We start from the raw sequence: 14,549 nt of genomic DNA on the forward strand, positions 1-14,549 counted from the left end.
ACGAGGGCTTTCCCATGAAGGTGATCATCTGTGGCGCAGGGCAGGTGGGTTGGCAGATCGCCCGCCACCTCTCGGGCGAACGCAATGACGTGACGGTGGTGGACAGCAACGCCGATCTGGTGCGCCGCGCCACCGAAACGCTGGATGTGCAGGGCATCACCGGCTTTGCCAGCTATCCCGATGTGCTGGAGAAGGCCGGGGCACGCGATGCCGACATGATCATCGCCGCCACCTATTCCGACGAGGTGAACATGGTCACCTGTCAGGTGGCCCATTCCATATTCGGCGTGCCGCGCAAGATTGCGCGGCTGCGGGCTCAAAGTTATCTGGATGCGATCTATTCCGATCTCTACCGCCGCGACCATCTGCCGATTGATGTGGTGATCTCGCCCGAGCGCGAGGTGGCCGAGGCGGCGATGCAGCGGCTGGCGGCCCCCGCCACCTTTGATACCGAAAGCTTCTTTGGCGGCAAGGCGCAGCTTCTGGGCATCGCGCTGGATGCCGATTGCCCGGCGCTGAACACGCCCTTGCGCCAGTTGAACGAGCTGTTTTCCACCCTGCGCGCCATCGTGGTCGGCGTGCGCCGCAAGGGGCGGCTGTTCGCGCCCGAACCGGGGGATCAGCTGTTTGCCGAAGATCAGATCTATGTGCTGGCCCATATCGAGGATGTAAACCGCACGCTGGATATCTTTGGCAAAAGCACCAAGAAACAAGAGCGGGTGGTGATCATCGGTGGCGGCAATGTCGGTCTGGCCGTGGCCCGCGCGCTGGAGGCGCGGACCGACCGGATCCGCGCCAAGGTGATCGAAAAGAACCGCGCCCGCGCCGAATATGCCGCCGACAACCTGCAACGCACCATCGTGCTGAACGGCGACGGCATGGATATCGACCTGCTGATGGAAGCGGCGATTGACCGGGCCGATGCGGTTCTGGCCGTCACCGATGATGACAAGACCAATATGCTGGTGGCGGTGCGGGCCAAATCGGCGGGCTGTCCGATGGCCATCGCACTGGTCAACGACCCGACGCTGGTGCCGCTGATGGCCGAACTGGACATTGACGCCTATATCAACCCGCGCGCCACCACCGTCAGCTCGATCCTGCGCCACATCCGGCATGGCCGGGTGCGGGCGATCTATTCCATCGGCGATGCCGAGGCCGAGGTGATCGAGGCGCAGGTTCTGGGCACCTCGCCGCTGGCGGGCCGCCTGATCCGGGATATCGAATTTCCCGAAGGCGTGCTGGTCGGCGCGGTGATGAAGGGCGACAAGGTGATGAAACCCACCGGCGATCTGCGCATCGACGAGGGCGATGCCATTGCCATGTTCGCCATGGCCAAGGACGTGCCGGAAGTGGAGCGGCTGCTGCAAGTCTCCATCGACTTTTTCTGAGCCATGATCCTGCGCCGCCTTCTTGATCTGCCGCTGATCGTCATCCTGATGGCGATTGCCTCGGTGTCCATGCTGGTGCCGAGCATGCACGCCTATGCGCTGCGCCAGCATGATGTCGGGCGGCCGTTCTTCTATTCGGCGCTGATCCTGCTGATGTTCACCGGCATGATTGCGCTGGCCACCGCCAATGCCCGGCCGCGCGACCCACGGCGCAGCCATCTGAAGGCGCTGGTCGGGGCCTATCTGGTGTTGCCGCTGATGCTCGCCATCCCGTTTCACGAGGCGGTGCCGGATACCACCTTTGCGAACGCCTGGTTCGAGATGCTGTCGAGCTTCACCACCACCGGGGCGACGCTGTATGACACGCCGGGCCGGTTGGCGCCCAGCCTGCATCTGTGGCGCTCGCTGGTGGGCTGGCTGGGCGGGTTTTATATCCTGCTGATGGGCGTGGCCGTGCTGATGCCGATGAATCTTGGCGGCATGGAGGTTCTGGGCGGGCGTATCGCAGGCGACGCAGGCGCGCCGCAGATCACCCGCATCGCCGATCCGTCCGAACGGGTGACGCGCTTTGCCATCCTGCTGTTTCCGGCCTATGCGGGCTTCACCCTGCTGCTGTGGATCGGGCTGGCGATGGCGGGAGAAAGCGGTTTTGTGGCGCTGTGCCTTGCCATGGCCACGCTGTCGACCAGTGGCATCACGCCGGATGCCGGATTGACCGCCGCGCAGGCCGGGGTGCCGGGCGAGATGCTGATTGCGCTGTTCCTGACGCTGGGCATCACCCGCCGCGCCTATCCGGGGGCGTTTTTTGCGGATCGTGGCCTGCCGCTTTATCGCGACCCCGAGGTGCGCATGGCGGCGGGGCTGGTGGCGGTGGTGACGGTCGTGCTGTTCCTGCGCCACTGGGTCGGGGCCATTGAAAACGCCGAAGGGCAGGATCTGCCTGCGTTTTTCCACGTTCTGTGGGGCACTGCCTTCACCGCACTGTCCTTCCTGACCACCACCGGATTTGCTGCCGATCAATGGGCCTCGGCACGGATCTGGTCGGGGCTGGAGACTCATGGCCTGATCCTGCTGGGGCTTGCGGTGATTGGCGGTGGCGTGGCCACGACGGCGGGCGGGGTCAAGCTGTTGCGCGTCTATGCGTTGTTCCGCCATGGCCAGCGCGAGATGGAGCGGCTGATCCATCCCCATTCGGTCGGCGGGGCCGGGGCCTCGGCCCGGCGGCTGCGCGGCGAGGGCGCGCATGTCGCCTGGGTGTTCTTCATGCTGTTTGCGCTGTCGATCGCCGCCGTGGTGGCGGCGCTGACTTTGGTGGGCATCGGCTTTGATCCGGCGCTGATCCTTGCGATTGCCGCGCTGTCCAATACCGGGCCGCTGGCAGCGCTGGCGGGCGAGGTTCCCGTGCGCTTTGCCGAACTGGGCTTTGACGCCAAGGTGATTCTGGGCGTTGCCATGGTTCTGGGCCGGATCGAGGCGCTGGCGGTTCTGGCGCTGCTGACGCCCGAGCAATGGCGGAAATGAATAGGCAATTGCCCGTATAACGGGCTGTTTTTGGGCTGGAATCTCCCTGCGAGGCCAGACATACTGATTCTGCTGCCAAACCAGAACGAGGACGGGTGGCGCATCAGGACCGCGCGATAAAAAAAGGCAAAAAAAAATGGCTGCCGACAAACAGAATTTGCAGGACGCTTTTCTCAATCATGTGCGGAAGGCGAAAGTTCCGGTCACGATTTTTTTGATCAATGGGGTGAAGCTTCAGGGCGTCATCACCTGGTTTGACAATTTCTGCGTGCTTCTGCGCCGCGATGGGCAATCGCAACTCGTGTATAAACACGCGATTTCCACGATCATGCCGGGCGCACCGATCAACCTTTATGAAGGTGAAGACTGATTTCCGATCTTCCAGACGATGAGGACGAGTTCGACCCGCTGTTGCGAGACGGCAGCGGGATCGACGCCTATGAGACCGCCGCCCGCCCGACACGGGCCTGGGTGCTGCATCCGGATATCCGCGCCGACAAGGCCCGTCGGCTGCCCGAACACGGGCTGGCCGAAGCGGTGTCGCTGGCCGCAGCGCTGCCGGGGATGGAGGTTCTGGGGGCCGAGGTCGTGCGCCTGCCGCGCCTGCAACCGGGCATGTTGTTCGGATCGGGCAAGGTGGCCGAGCTGAAGGCGCGCTTTGCCGCCGAAGAGGTCGAACTGGTGCTGGTGGACGGCCCGGTCAGCCCGGTGCAGCAGCGCAATCTGGAAAAGGAATGGGGCGTCAAACTGCTCGACCGCACCGGCCTGATCCTTGAGATTTTTGCGGATCGCGCCCGCACCCGCGAGGGTGTGTTGCAGGTGGAGCTGGCGGCGCTGTCCTATCAGCGCACCCGGCTGGTCCGCGCCTGGACCCACCTTGAACGCCAGCGCGGTGGGTTTGGCTTTGTCGGAGGCCCCGGCGAGACGCAGATCGAGGCCGACCGGCGCGCGATTGACGATCAGGTCATCCGCATCAAGCGCCAGCTCGACAAGGTGGTGCGCACCCGCGAGTTGCACCGCGCCGCGCGCCGCAAGGTGCCGTTCCCGATTGTGGCGCTGGTCGGCTATACCAACGCCGGCAAATCCACGCTGTTCAACCGCGCGACCGGGGCCGAGGTTCTGGCCAAGGACATGCTGTTTGCCACGCTCGATCCCACGATGCGCGGCGTCACGCTGCCCTCGGGGCGCAAGGTGATCCTGTCGGATACGGTGGGCTTCATTTCGGATCTGCCGACGCAACTGGTTGCCGCCTTCCGCGCCACGCTGGAAGAGGTGCTGGAGGCAGATCTGATCCTGCATGTGCGCGACATCGCCCACCCGGAAAGCGCGGAACAGGCGGCGGATGTCACCGATATTCTGGCCAGCCTCGGGGTAAAGGCCGCCACGCCGATGTTCGAGGTGTGGAACAAGCTTGATCTGGTCGATGCCACCACCCATGACGGGCTGATCCGGCAGGCCGAGGCGCGCGAGCATGTCTTTGCCGTCTCTGCCCTGACCGGCGAGGGGCTGAACCGGCTGCTTGAGGCTGTCAGCACCGCCTTCGACGAAGAAAAGACCGACCTCACGCTCACCCTGCCGTTCTCCGAAGGCCGCAAACACGCCTGGCTGCACGCCGAGGGCGTGGTGCTGGCTGAACGGCAGCTTGATGAGGGCTGGCAGCTGGATCTGCGCTGGACGGCGCGGCAAGAGGCGTGCTGGCGCGGGCTGTAAGGGCCAATTAAGCGGGCGGGGCCGTCAGTAGTCCCGCCGCAGATAGATGCTGTCGCACCATTCGTCGCGCCACCGCATCGTGCGTTCCGCGCGCCCGGTTTCCACAAAGCCCAGCCGGGTCAGCAGCCGCAGCGAGGCGGTGTTGCGCGGATCCACCTCGGCGATCAGATGGGTCAGCTCGGGGCGGATGTGGTGCAGATGGGCGATGAGGGCCGTCATCGCCTCTTGCGCCAGACCCTGACCCCAGTGATCGGGATGCAGCAGATAGCCGATTTCCGGCAGACGCCAAGCCCCGGCCTTGCCGATCACCGCACCGTCCTTTTCAATCAGAAAATCAAGACTGTCCGGCCCGGGCTCCACCAGTTCACGCAGCCAGCGGCGGGTTTCCTCCAGCGTTTCATGTTCGGGGCGTGACCAGTAGCGCATCACCACGGGTTGGAAAACAGCCGGTGAGTGGCATCAAGATCGTCCCATGTCGCGCGGCGCAGGGTCAGGCGGGCGGTCCGGATCATGGCTGCCCCGCCGGGGTCAGCACCATGTCGCCCACCGCCGCCGCCCGCGCCAGTTCGGGATCCAGCGACATCGGGATATATTCGCCACGCCGCCAGCGTTCGCCCAGATTGTCATAATGACGGCTGAGCGGATGGCCTGACTGGCCAGTGGAGATGATGAACACCGAACTGTCGGGATCGGCAAAATCATAGACGCCGCGATACCCCGCGCCATGCACGTTCAGGAACGGATCGGGCGCACTGCCCTTGGTGCGGCCCCTCATCAGCGTATTGTCCCCGCCCGAGGTGCTTTGGCGGATGTTCACGAAATAGCGCAGCACCGGCACATCGCCCAGAACCGGGTGATCCTGCGCCGCCTGATGCACATCACCCCAACGCCAGCTTTCGACATTCGGCCCATAGGTTTCCGACAGGCCCAGCAGCGCGTCATCCAGCGCGATGCGGGCCAGATCGGCACAGCTTTCCACCACCGCCGACTGGATCACATCGCACCAGACCGCCGCGCCGTCGATATTGCGATAGACGCGTTCCATGAAGATCGGCTCCACATGGGTGAATTCATCCGCCATCGGCCCGATCTCGTCGCGGATCAGCCGGTCCTGCAAGGCGCGGACCCAGGCCATGTAGATCAGCGGCTCTGGCAGATGTTCGTTCATCTCGCCATTCCATTTCGCCATGATCTCCAGCGCGCGCTGGCGCAGGCGTTCGGGCGTGCCATCCGGGGCCGCCTCGCCGGTGAACCACAGATCCGCCCCGATCAGCGGCAACAACGACCGCGCGGTGAAGCTGACGGTATCCAGCTGCGCTTCGATGAAGCTTTCGCGGGTATGCACCTCGCGGGTTTTCATCAGGGTCAGCCAGCGCTGGATGCGCTGCGTATCGCCCCAGTCAAAGCTGACATGGGCCGGGAAGGCGGCATCGACGATCTTGTTGTTGGTATTGCCCAGGATCCCGCTGGTCGGGTTGGTGAAGCGCGGGTTCTGCTCATAGGGAAAGATGCCTTTCCAGCGGTTTTCGGCCAGCCAGCCGGGGCTTGGCATCCGACCCTGACTCTGGTGGCGTGGATCGCGCTGCGGCATCGCCCCGATCATCTGCATCGCCACGCCATTGCGGTCGGCCAGCATCAGGTTCTGCGCCGGTGCCACAAACAGCCGCCCGGCCTCGATTGCCGCCTCGGTCGATTTCGCGGCCATCAGCCGCATCGCTGCGGTCATCGTCGTGTCCTGCCCGGTCAGCGCCGTCCAGCCGAGTGCTGTGACATGGCGGGCCGGGGTGATTGTTGCCAGATCATAATGCGAGCCGGGCAGTACCGGGCCATTGTCGGTCCAGCGCAGGGTAATCGTTACCGGCTCGGCATCTTTCACCTGAATGATGGTGCGGCGCGTCTCGAAGCGTTTCCACCCATCGGGCGTGCGATATTCTTCGGCGTTTTCCGGGTTCACCTCTTCGATGAACAGATCCTGATCATCGAGATACGATGAGGTGAGGCCCCATCCCAGCGCTTCGGACCGGCCGATCAGCACGGAAGGGATGCCCGGAATGGTGGCCCCGATCACGCCGCCCGATTGCAGCTCCAGCCGGGCCAGATACCACAGCGTCGGCGCGGTGAAGCCCAGATGCGGGTCATTGGCCAGCAGAGATCCGCCCGCCGCCGAGCGGTTCGGGGCCGCAGCCCAGGAGTTTGATGCCCCCGCAAGGCCGCGGCGCGGGAAGGGCGACAGGCTGTCGTCGGCCATGCGGCGCGGCACCTGCGCCGGATAGGTGCCGGGCACGAGGCTGGCATAATCGGGCAGGGCGGCCACGGCGCTGCCGGGGTCATCGGGCAGGATGTCGCGCAGGCGGGCATCGGGCAGCAGCAGTGACACGCGGGCGCGCAGCACCTCATCCTCCAGATGCCCCGAGAGTTGCAGCGCCATCAGCTTGAGCAGGGCCAGACTGTCCGCCGGTTGCCAGGCGGCGATTTCATTGGAAAAGAAAAAGAACTCCGGCGCGCCCCGACCGCGCGCATTGATATTCACCTCGGAGATCCAGGCATTGACGCCGCGCGCATAGGCCTCCAGCGCCGCCGTGGTCGGCGCGTCCTGCACCGCCACAGCCTCGCGGGCGTAGGTGTAAAGGTCATAGCGGCGCAGCAATTCGTCAATCTTGACGGTGCGGTTGCCAAAGACTTCGGACAGGCGGCCCTGCGCCGTGCGGCGCAGCATGGTCATCTGCCACAGCCGATCCTGCGCATGGGCAAAGCCAAGCGCAAAGAACACATCTTCATCTGTCTTGCCAAAGATATGCGGCACATTGTCATTGTTGCGCACGATTTCCACCGGGGCGGAAATGCCCGCCAGCGTGAAATCCTCGTTATAGTCGGGCAAGGACCGCGACAGGAAATAATAGCTGATCAGCACGGCCAGCAGGCTGAGAACCACCAAGCCGGTGAAAATGCGCAGCAGCCAGCGGAAGAGCGAAAGCATGGGGGCCTGTCCTTGACCTTGTATCCGAGATGGGTTCCTAGTCGATCCCGCGTCCGGGGGCAATTGCGAGGGAGTTCACCATGGCGAATGTGGCGTTTCTTGGCTTGGGAGTGATGGGATACCCGATGGCGGGGCATCTGGTCGCCAAGGGGCATCAGGTGACCGTCTATAACCGCAGCGAATCCAAGGCGAAAGCCTGGGTGGCCGAACATGGTGGCGGCTGGGGGGCAACCCCGCGCGCGGCGGCGGAAGCGGCGGATTTCGTGATGGCCTGTGTCGGCAATGACGATGATCTGCGCAGCATCTGCCTTGGGCCGGACGGGGCCTTTGCGGGCATGAAACCGGGCGCTGTATTCGTGGATCACACCACCGTTTCGGCACAGGTCACGCGCGAGCTGGCTGCCGTGGCCGCAGATCAGGGCAAGGGCTTTGTCGATGCACCGGTGTCGGGCGGGCAGGCCGGTGCGGTGAATGGTGTGCTGTCGGTGATGTGCGGCGGGCCGGAGGCCGATTACGCCAGGGCCGAGCCGGTGATTGCCGCCTATGCGCGGATCTGCCGCCGTCTGGGCGACAGCGGGGCCGGGCAGCTGGCCAAGATGATGAACCAGATCTGCATCGCCGGGCTGGTGCAGGGGCTGGCCGAGGCGCTGGCCTTTGGTCAGAAAGCCGGGCTTGACGGCGAGGCCGTGGTCGAGGTGATCAGTCAGGGGGCTGCCGGAAGCTGGCAGATGGCAAACCGCCACAAGACCATGCTGGCCGACAGCTTTGATTTCGGCTTTGCGGTTGATTGGATGCGCAAGGATCTGGGCATCTGCCTTGCCACCGCAGATGAGATCGGCGCAAGCCTGCCCATCACCGCGCTGATCGACCAGTTCTACAAGGATGTGCAGCTGATGGGCGGCGGGCGCAATGATACGTCCAGCTTGATCCGGCGTCTGTCGACCGGCCCTAAGTGAACTACTGGGGGGGGCGTGGCCTGCCACGCTCCCCAACGCGATTACGGAATGATACGGGTGTATTTGGTGCCCGACAACGTGGCCCCGGCGATCAGCCCCGATTGACCAAATACCAGCGCGATCACCGGCGAGATTTCGGTGGTGTCCTTGCCCAGCGAGGCGCCCTGTTCGGGCGTTGCATATTTCAGATCCGCACCTGCGGCCCAGCCGGGCGAGCGGCGGAATTCGGTCAGCGCGTCCTGTGTCATGAAGAACAGCGCATGGGCATATTGCTGCGCGCCGATCTGAAAGCCGATGGTCGCCTTGGCGGCAGAGTAATAATCCACCGTCGCATCATTGATGCGCAGTGAGCCGCGACCAAAGGCCCCGCCGATGCCGAAACCGGCCTCTGTCACCAGCGGCATATACAGCACGCCATAGGCCTTGCCCGCGAGTTCGCGCGTGCCGGGATAGCGGTTGAACAGGTAGTTGCGGGTCTCGTCCACCCGCGCGTCAATCGTCGGCCCGCCATTGGTGCCGATGCCATTGCCACAGGCGGCCAGTGCAAACCCAGCCCCGCCCATCACGATCATGGACCGACGTGTCATTCTGGAATTGGAAAACATGCTCTGCCTCGCTACCTCGGGATTAGGGCTCTGCGGCCCCGTTTCCCAAGATATAGCGCATATTCAAGCGCATGTCACCGAAACTTGCGATATTCGGCAACAAGCCGCCACCCCGTCGGCGCCCCGGTCAGCCGCGCAAAAGCCGGGCGGCCTCGGGGGCGAAATAGGTCAGGATGCCATCACAGCCCGCGCGTTTGAACGCCATCAGGCTTTCCATCATCGCCGCCTCGCCATTGATCCAGCCATGATCTGCCGCGCCCCGGATCATCGCATATTCGCCCGACACCTGATAGGCATAAGTCGGCACGCCGAAGGTGTCCTTCACCCGGCGGCAGATATCCAGATAGGGCATCCCCGGCTTGACCATCACCATATCCGCGCCCTCGCGCAGATCGCGTTCGATCAGGCGCAGCGCCTCGTCGCTGTTGGCAGGGTTCATCTGGTAGGTTTTTTTGTCGCCCTTCAGCGCACCGGTTGCCCCCACCGCATCGCGGAACGGGCCATAGAAGGCCGAGGCATATTTGGCGGAATAGCTGAGGATCGTTATATCCTTGTGGCCCGCCGCCTCCAGCGCCCTGCGGATCGCGCCGACGCGGCCATCCATCATGTCGGAGGGGCCAAGGATGTCTGCGCCGCTTTCGGCCTGCGCCAGCGCCATCTTCACCAGCGCCTCGACCGTTTCGTCATTGAGGATCAGGCCATCGCGCACCAGCCCATCATGGCCATTGCTGTTGTAGGGGTCGAGCGCGATATCCGTCATCACCGCAATCTGCGGCACCGCCGCCTTGATGGCGCGGATGCAGCGATTGGTCAGGTTGTCGGGGTTCCATGCCTCTTCGCAGGCCTCGGTCTTGACCGAAGGGTCGGTATAGGGAAACAGGCAGATCGCCGGGATACCCAGATCGGCCGCCTCGGCCGCCGCCTCCACCGCCAGATCCAGCGACAGGCGGAACACACCGGGCATCGAGGCGATCGGCTCGCGGATCGCCGCGCCATCGCGGATGAAGATCGGCCAGATCAGATCATTGACCGACAGCACGTTTTCCTGGGTCAGACGGCGCAGCGCGTCGCTGCTGCGCGCACGGCGAAAGCGGGCGGCGGGGTAGGCGGCTTGGATCGGGCGCATCGGGTTTCCTCGGGAAAGGCGGTCTGGATCGGGCGGTCGAAAACTGGCACACCGGCAACGCCGTGGCGGGCATTACACGTTTTTTTCTGCCTGCCATGGAAAAGCGCGCATCGCAAGGATAGGAATGCCACAGATTTGCTCGCCCCTGTGGCGATTGGCTGCCGGAGTTCGCGCGTGCAATGGTATGAAACCATCTTTGAACTGATCGACATGCGGTCGTTCTCCAATCTCTGGTTCTGGATCATTCTGGCCGTGCAATGGTCGCTGACAAGCCATTGGGTGCTGGGCATCCCCTATGATCTGGTGCTGCGCGCCCGCCGCAAGGGCGGGCAGGCCAGCGCGGATCTTGAAGCGCTGGCGCGGGTGAATGTGAACCGGCTGCTGTATATCGCCCATGTGTCGGGGCTGTGGATCACCGGCTTTGCCGGCTTCATCTTGACGGCGCTGATCCTGCTGGGCTTTGTCTATGATCTGGAATTTGCGCAGGCGGTGTTCTGTCTGGTGTTTCCGATGCTGCTGGTCAGCCTGCTGTCGCTGCGCACGGCGCACCGGATTGCCGATGGCGCGCATCAGGGCGAGGCGCTGCACGGGCGGCTGCTGCGGCTGCGGCTGGCGACACAGGCCATCGGCATGACCTCGATCCTGTTCACCTCGCTCTGGGGCATGTGGCAGAACATGCAGTTGGGCGCGTTTGGCTGAACGGATTTGCGGCGACGGGTGGCTTTACATCTGCGCGACAGGGGTTAAATCACCGCTATGGCAGAACAAATGAAGATCATTCTCGGCGGCGCGCCGGAAGGCTATGATGCGCGGCTTGTGGCAAAGGAATTGGCGCGAGGCGCGCCGGTCATTCATATCGCGCGCGATGACAAGCGCATGGAGGCGATGCGCGCGGCCCTGGCCTTCATGGCCCCCGAGGCGCTGGTGCTGGATTTTCCGGCCTGGGATTGCCTGCCCTATGACCGGGTTTCGCCCAATCCTGAAATCTCGGCCCGCCGCATGGCCACGCTTGCCGCATTGGCGCATGGTGTTCCCGGGCCCTTCGTGCTGCTGACCACGATGACGGCGGCGACCCAGCGTATTCCGGCGCGCGATGTGGTGGCGGGGGCCTCTTTCACCGCGCGGGTGGGCGACCGGGTGAACGAGGCGGCGCTGCGGCAGTTTCTGGCGCGCATGGGGTTTTCCCTTGTCACGACCGTCACCGAGCCGGGCGATTACGCGGTGCGTGGCGGCATTGTCGATATTTACCCGCCGGGCGATCATGGGCCGGTCCGGCTCGATTTCTTTGGCGATGTGCTGGATGGCGCGCGGCGCTTTGATCCCGAAACACAGCGCACCACCGAAAAGCTGACAGCAGTCGATTTTGCGCCCATGTCGGAGATTGTGCTGGACGAGGCGGCGATCACCCGCTTTCGCCAGACCTACCGCATCGAATTTGGCGCCGCGGGATCGGAAGACCCGCTGTATGAGGCGGTCAGCGCCGGGCGCAAACATCAGGGCATGGAACATTGGCTGCCGTGGTTCCATACCCGGCTGGAAACGCTGTTCGATTACCTGCCCACGGCTGCCGTGATGCTGGACGATCAGGTGACCTCGGCGCGCCTGTCGCGCTGGGAGGGCATCGCGGATCAATACGAGGCGCGGCGCGAACAACTGGGCGCGAAGGGGCGGCTGGATACGGTATACAAACCGGCCCCGCCAGAGCTGCTGTATCTGAAGGATACCGCCTTCGAGGCGGCGGTTGCCGGGCATCGCGTGATCCAGCTTTCACCACTGGCGCAATCGCCGGGGCCGGGTGTTCTGGATGCGGGCGGGCGGATCGGGCGCAGCTTCGCGCCCGAACGACAGATTGAAAACATCAGCCTTTTCGGTGCCTTGGCAGACCATATTCGCGCGATGCGCGAGGATCGCCAGGTGGTGATCGCCAGCTGGTCTGAAGGCGCGCGCGAGCGTCTGAAAGGCCTGATGGAAGATCAGGGCCTGCTGGGTGCCCGCGAAATCCGCGATCTGCGCGAGGTGCCCGAAGGCCGTGGCGGGCTGTTTCTGGCGGTCTGGGCGCTGGAGGAAGGCTTTGCCGCACCGGGGCTGGTGGTCATCTCGGAGCAGGATGTTCTGGGTGACCGGCTGGTGGCAAAACCGCGCAAGAAGCGCAAAGCCGAAAACTTCCTGCAGGAAATCGGCACCCTGTCGCCCGGCGATCTGGTGGTGCATGTCGAACATGGCGTCGGCCGCTTCATGGGGCTGGAGACGCTGCGGGTGCCGCAGCTGCCCTCCAACAAACCCGGCCCGCCGCATGAATATGTGCATCTGGTCTATGCCGAGGATGCCAAGCTTTACCTGCCGGTCGAAAACATCGAACTGCTCAGCCGCTATGGCCATGACGAAGGCCTGCTGGACCGGTTGGGCGGCGGTGCTTGGCAGGCCAAGAAGGCCAAGCTGAAGGAACGCATCCGCGAGATTGCCGAACGGCTGATGCGCATTGCCGCCGAACGCCATCTGCGCCATGCGCCGATTCTCGAGGCCCCGCATGCGATGTGGGAGGCCTTCGCCGCCCGCTTTCCCTATCAGGAAACCGATGATCAGCTGAACGCGATTTCCGATGTGGTGGCGGATCTGGAGGCGGGCAGCCCCATGGACCGGCTCATCGTCGGCGATGTCGGCTTCGGCAAGACCGAAGTGGCGATGCGCGCCGCCTTTGTCGCGGCGCTGGCCGGGATGCAGGTGGCGGTGATCTGCCCGACCACGCTGCTGGCCCGCCAGCATTACCGCAGCTTTGCCGAACGCTTTCGCGGCTTCCCGATCGAGGTGCGGCCGCTGTCGCGCTTCGTGTCGGCCAAGGCCGCTGCCGCCACCCGCGCCGGGCTGGCCGATGGCACGGTGGATATTTGCGTGGGCACCCATGCGCTGCTGGCCAAGGCGATCCGTTTCAAGAACCTCGGCCTGCTTGTCATTGATGAAGAACAACATTTCGGTGTCAGCCATAAGGAACGGCTGAAAGAGATGCGCGCCGAAATCCATGTGCTGACGCTGACCGCAACGCCGATCCCGCGCACGCTGCAACTCAGCCTGACCGGGGTGCGCGATCTGTCGATCATCGCCACGCCGCCGGTGGATCGTCTGGCGATCCGCACCTATGTGTCGGAGTTCGATACCGTCACGCTGCGCGAGGCGCTGTTGCGCGAACGCTACCGCGGCGGACAGAGCTTTTTCGTCGTGCCTCGCCTGACCGACCTGCCGGAGATCGAGGATTTCCTGAAAACCCATGTGCCGGAAGTGACCTATGTGATCGCGCATGGCCAGCTTGCCGCCGGTGATCTGGACGAGCGGATGAACGAATTCTACGACGGCCGCTATGATGTGCTGCTGGCCACCACCATCGTGGAATCGGGGCTGGATATTCCCACCGCCAATACGATGATCGTGCATCGCGCCGATATGTTCGGCCTGTCGCAGCTGTATCAGATCCGTGGCCGGGTGGGCCGGGCCAAGACCCGCGCCTATTGTTACCTGACCACACGGCCCCGTGCGCCGCTGACCCCGCAGGCGATGAAGCGGCTGAAACTGCTGGGCAGCCTCGACAGTCTGGGGGCCGGGTTCAATCTGGCCAGCCACGACCTTGATCTGCGCGGCGCGGGCAATCTGCTGGGCGAAGAACAATCGGGCCATATCAAGGAAGTCGGCTACGAGCTGTATCAATCCATGCTGGAAGAGACGATTGCCAAGATCAAATCGGGCGAAATCTCGGGTCTGGCCAAGATGGATGACCAATGGGCACCGCAGATCAATCTGGGGGTGCCGGTGCTGATCCCCGAGGACTATGTGCCGGATCTGGACATCCGCCTTGGTCTCTACCGCCGTCTCAGCCAATTGGCGACGAAGGTGGAGTTGGAAGGCTTTGCCGCCGAACTGATCGACCGTTTCGGCGCCCTGCCGAAAGAGGTGAACACGCTGATGCTGGTGGTGCGGATCAAGGCGATGTGCAAACGCGCGGGCATCTCACGGCTGGATGCCGGGCCGAAGGGGGCCACGCTGCAATTCCACAATGACAAATTCGCCGATCCCGCCGGACTGGTGGCCTTCCTGCAAGCGCAGGGGACGGCGGCGCGCGTCAAGGACAACAAGGTGGTTCTGGCGCTGGACTGGCCGACCGAGGCGGACCGGATCAAGGGGGCCTTCGCCATCGCCCGCGAGTTGGCGGAAAAGGTGCTGCGCCCCAAGGCCAAGTAACCGATTTTCCCGCGCAGAAATGACCAAGGCCCGGCA

At 64.0% G+C, this 14,549-nt stretch carries 11 protein-coding genes; 7 read left to right on the top strand and 4 right to left on the bottom strand.

Annotated features, from left to right (window positions below; all coding sequences use genetic code 11):
- Positions 1-14: 14 nt before the first annotated feature.
- The 4 genes from trkA to hflX all read left to right on the top strand — a co-directional run bounded on the left by trkA (position 15) and on the right by hflX (position 4,622).
- A complete protein-coding gene (gene trkA / locus KM031_RS00850; RefSeq protein ID WP_215504245.1) occupies positions 15-1,391 on the top strand; it encodes a Trk system potassium transporter TrkA in 1,377 nt (458 codons plus the stop codon).
- Positions 1,392-1,394: 3 nt separating this feature from the next.
- Complete coding sequence (locus KM031_RS00855) at positions 1,395-2,912, top strand: TrkH family potassium uptake protein (RefSeq protein WP_246566891.1); 1,518 nt, start codon at positions 1,395-1,397, stop codon at positions 2,910-2,912.
- Positions 2,913-3,048: 136 nt separating this feature from the next.
- Positions 3,049-3,282, top strand: coding sequence for an RNA chaperone Hfq (gene hfq / locus KM031_RS00860; RefSeq protein ID WP_054303569.1), 234 nt, complete (start codon positions 3,049-3,051; stop codon positions 3,280-3,282).
- Positions 3,283-3,323: 41 nt separating this feature from the next.
- Entirely contained in the window at positions 3,324-4,622 is a 1,299-nt protein-coding gene (gene hflX, locus KM031_RS00865) for a GTPase HflX (RefSeq protein WP_246566890.1), read from the top strand.
- Between the two features lie 24 nt (positions 4,623-4,646).
- On the opposite strand, the gene KM031_RS00870 is transcribed toward hflX, so the two are convergent.
- On the bottom strand, positions 4,647-5,048 hold the full coding sequence (locus tag KM031_RS00870) for a GNAT family N-acetyltransferase (protein WP_215504244.1): 402 nt from the start codon (positions 5,046-5,048) through the stop codon (positions 4,647-4,649).
- 82 nt (positions 5,049-5,130) lie between these two features.
- On the bottom strand, positions 5,131-7,599 hold the full coding sequence (locus KM031_RS00875) for a penicillin acylase family protein (RefSeq protein ID WP_215504243.1): 2,469 nt from the start codon (positions 7,597-7,599) through the stop codon (positions 5,131-5,133).
- Between the two features lie 80 nt (positions 7,600-7,679).
- On the opposite strand from KM031_RS00875, the gene KM031_RS00880 reads away from it, so the two are divergent.
- Positions 7,680-8,555 carry an NAD(P)-dependent oxidoreductase gene (locus KM031_RS00880; protein ID WP_215504242.1) on the top strand — a complete coding sequence of 292 codons (876 nt, stop codon included), beginning with the start codon at positions 7,680-7,682 and terminating at the stop codon, positions 8,553-8,555.
- Between the two features lie 41 nt (positions 8,556-8,596).
- Here KM031_RS00880 and KM031_RS00885 read toward each other — a convergent pair whose 3' ends face one another.
- The gene (locus KM031_RS00885; RefSeq protein ID WP_370879038.1) at positions 8,597-9,160 is read right to left on the bottom strand and encodes a lipid-binding SYLF domain-containing protein; all 564 of its coding nucleotides are present in this window, start codon (positions 9,158-9,160) and stop codon (positions 8,597-8,599) included.
- A 127-nt stretch (positions 9,161-9,287) separates the two neighbouring features.
- Complete coding sequence (gene hemB / locus KM031_RS00890) at positions 9,288-10,286, bottom strand: porphobilinogen synthase (RefSeq protein ID WP_215504240.1); 999 nt, start codon at positions 10,284-10,286, stop codon at positions 9,288-9,290.
- Between the two features lie 174 nt (positions 10,287-10,460).
- Here hemB and KM031_RS00895 point away from each other — a divergent pair, with 174 nt between their 5' ends.
- Together KM031_RS00895 and mfd are read left to right on the top strand one after the other, a co-directional pair.
- Entirely contained in the window at positions 10,461-10,985 is a 525-nt protein-coding gene (locus KM031_RS00895; protein ID WP_215504239.1) for a component of SufBCD complex, read from the top strand.
- A 69-nt stretch (positions 10,986-11,054) separates the two neighbouring features.
- A complete protein-coding gene (mfd, locus tag KM031_RS00900; protein WP_371878998.1) occupies positions 11,055-14,513 on the top strand; it encodes a transcription-repair coupling factor in 3,459 nt (1,152 codons plus the stop codon).
- Positions 14,514-14,549: the final 36 nt, after the last annotated feature.

Source organism: Gemmobacter fulvus (assembly GCF_018798885.1).
Classification (GTDB): Bacteria; Pseudomonadota; Alphaproteobacteria; order Rhodobacterales; family Rhodobacteraceae; genus Gemmobacter; species Gemmobacter fulvus.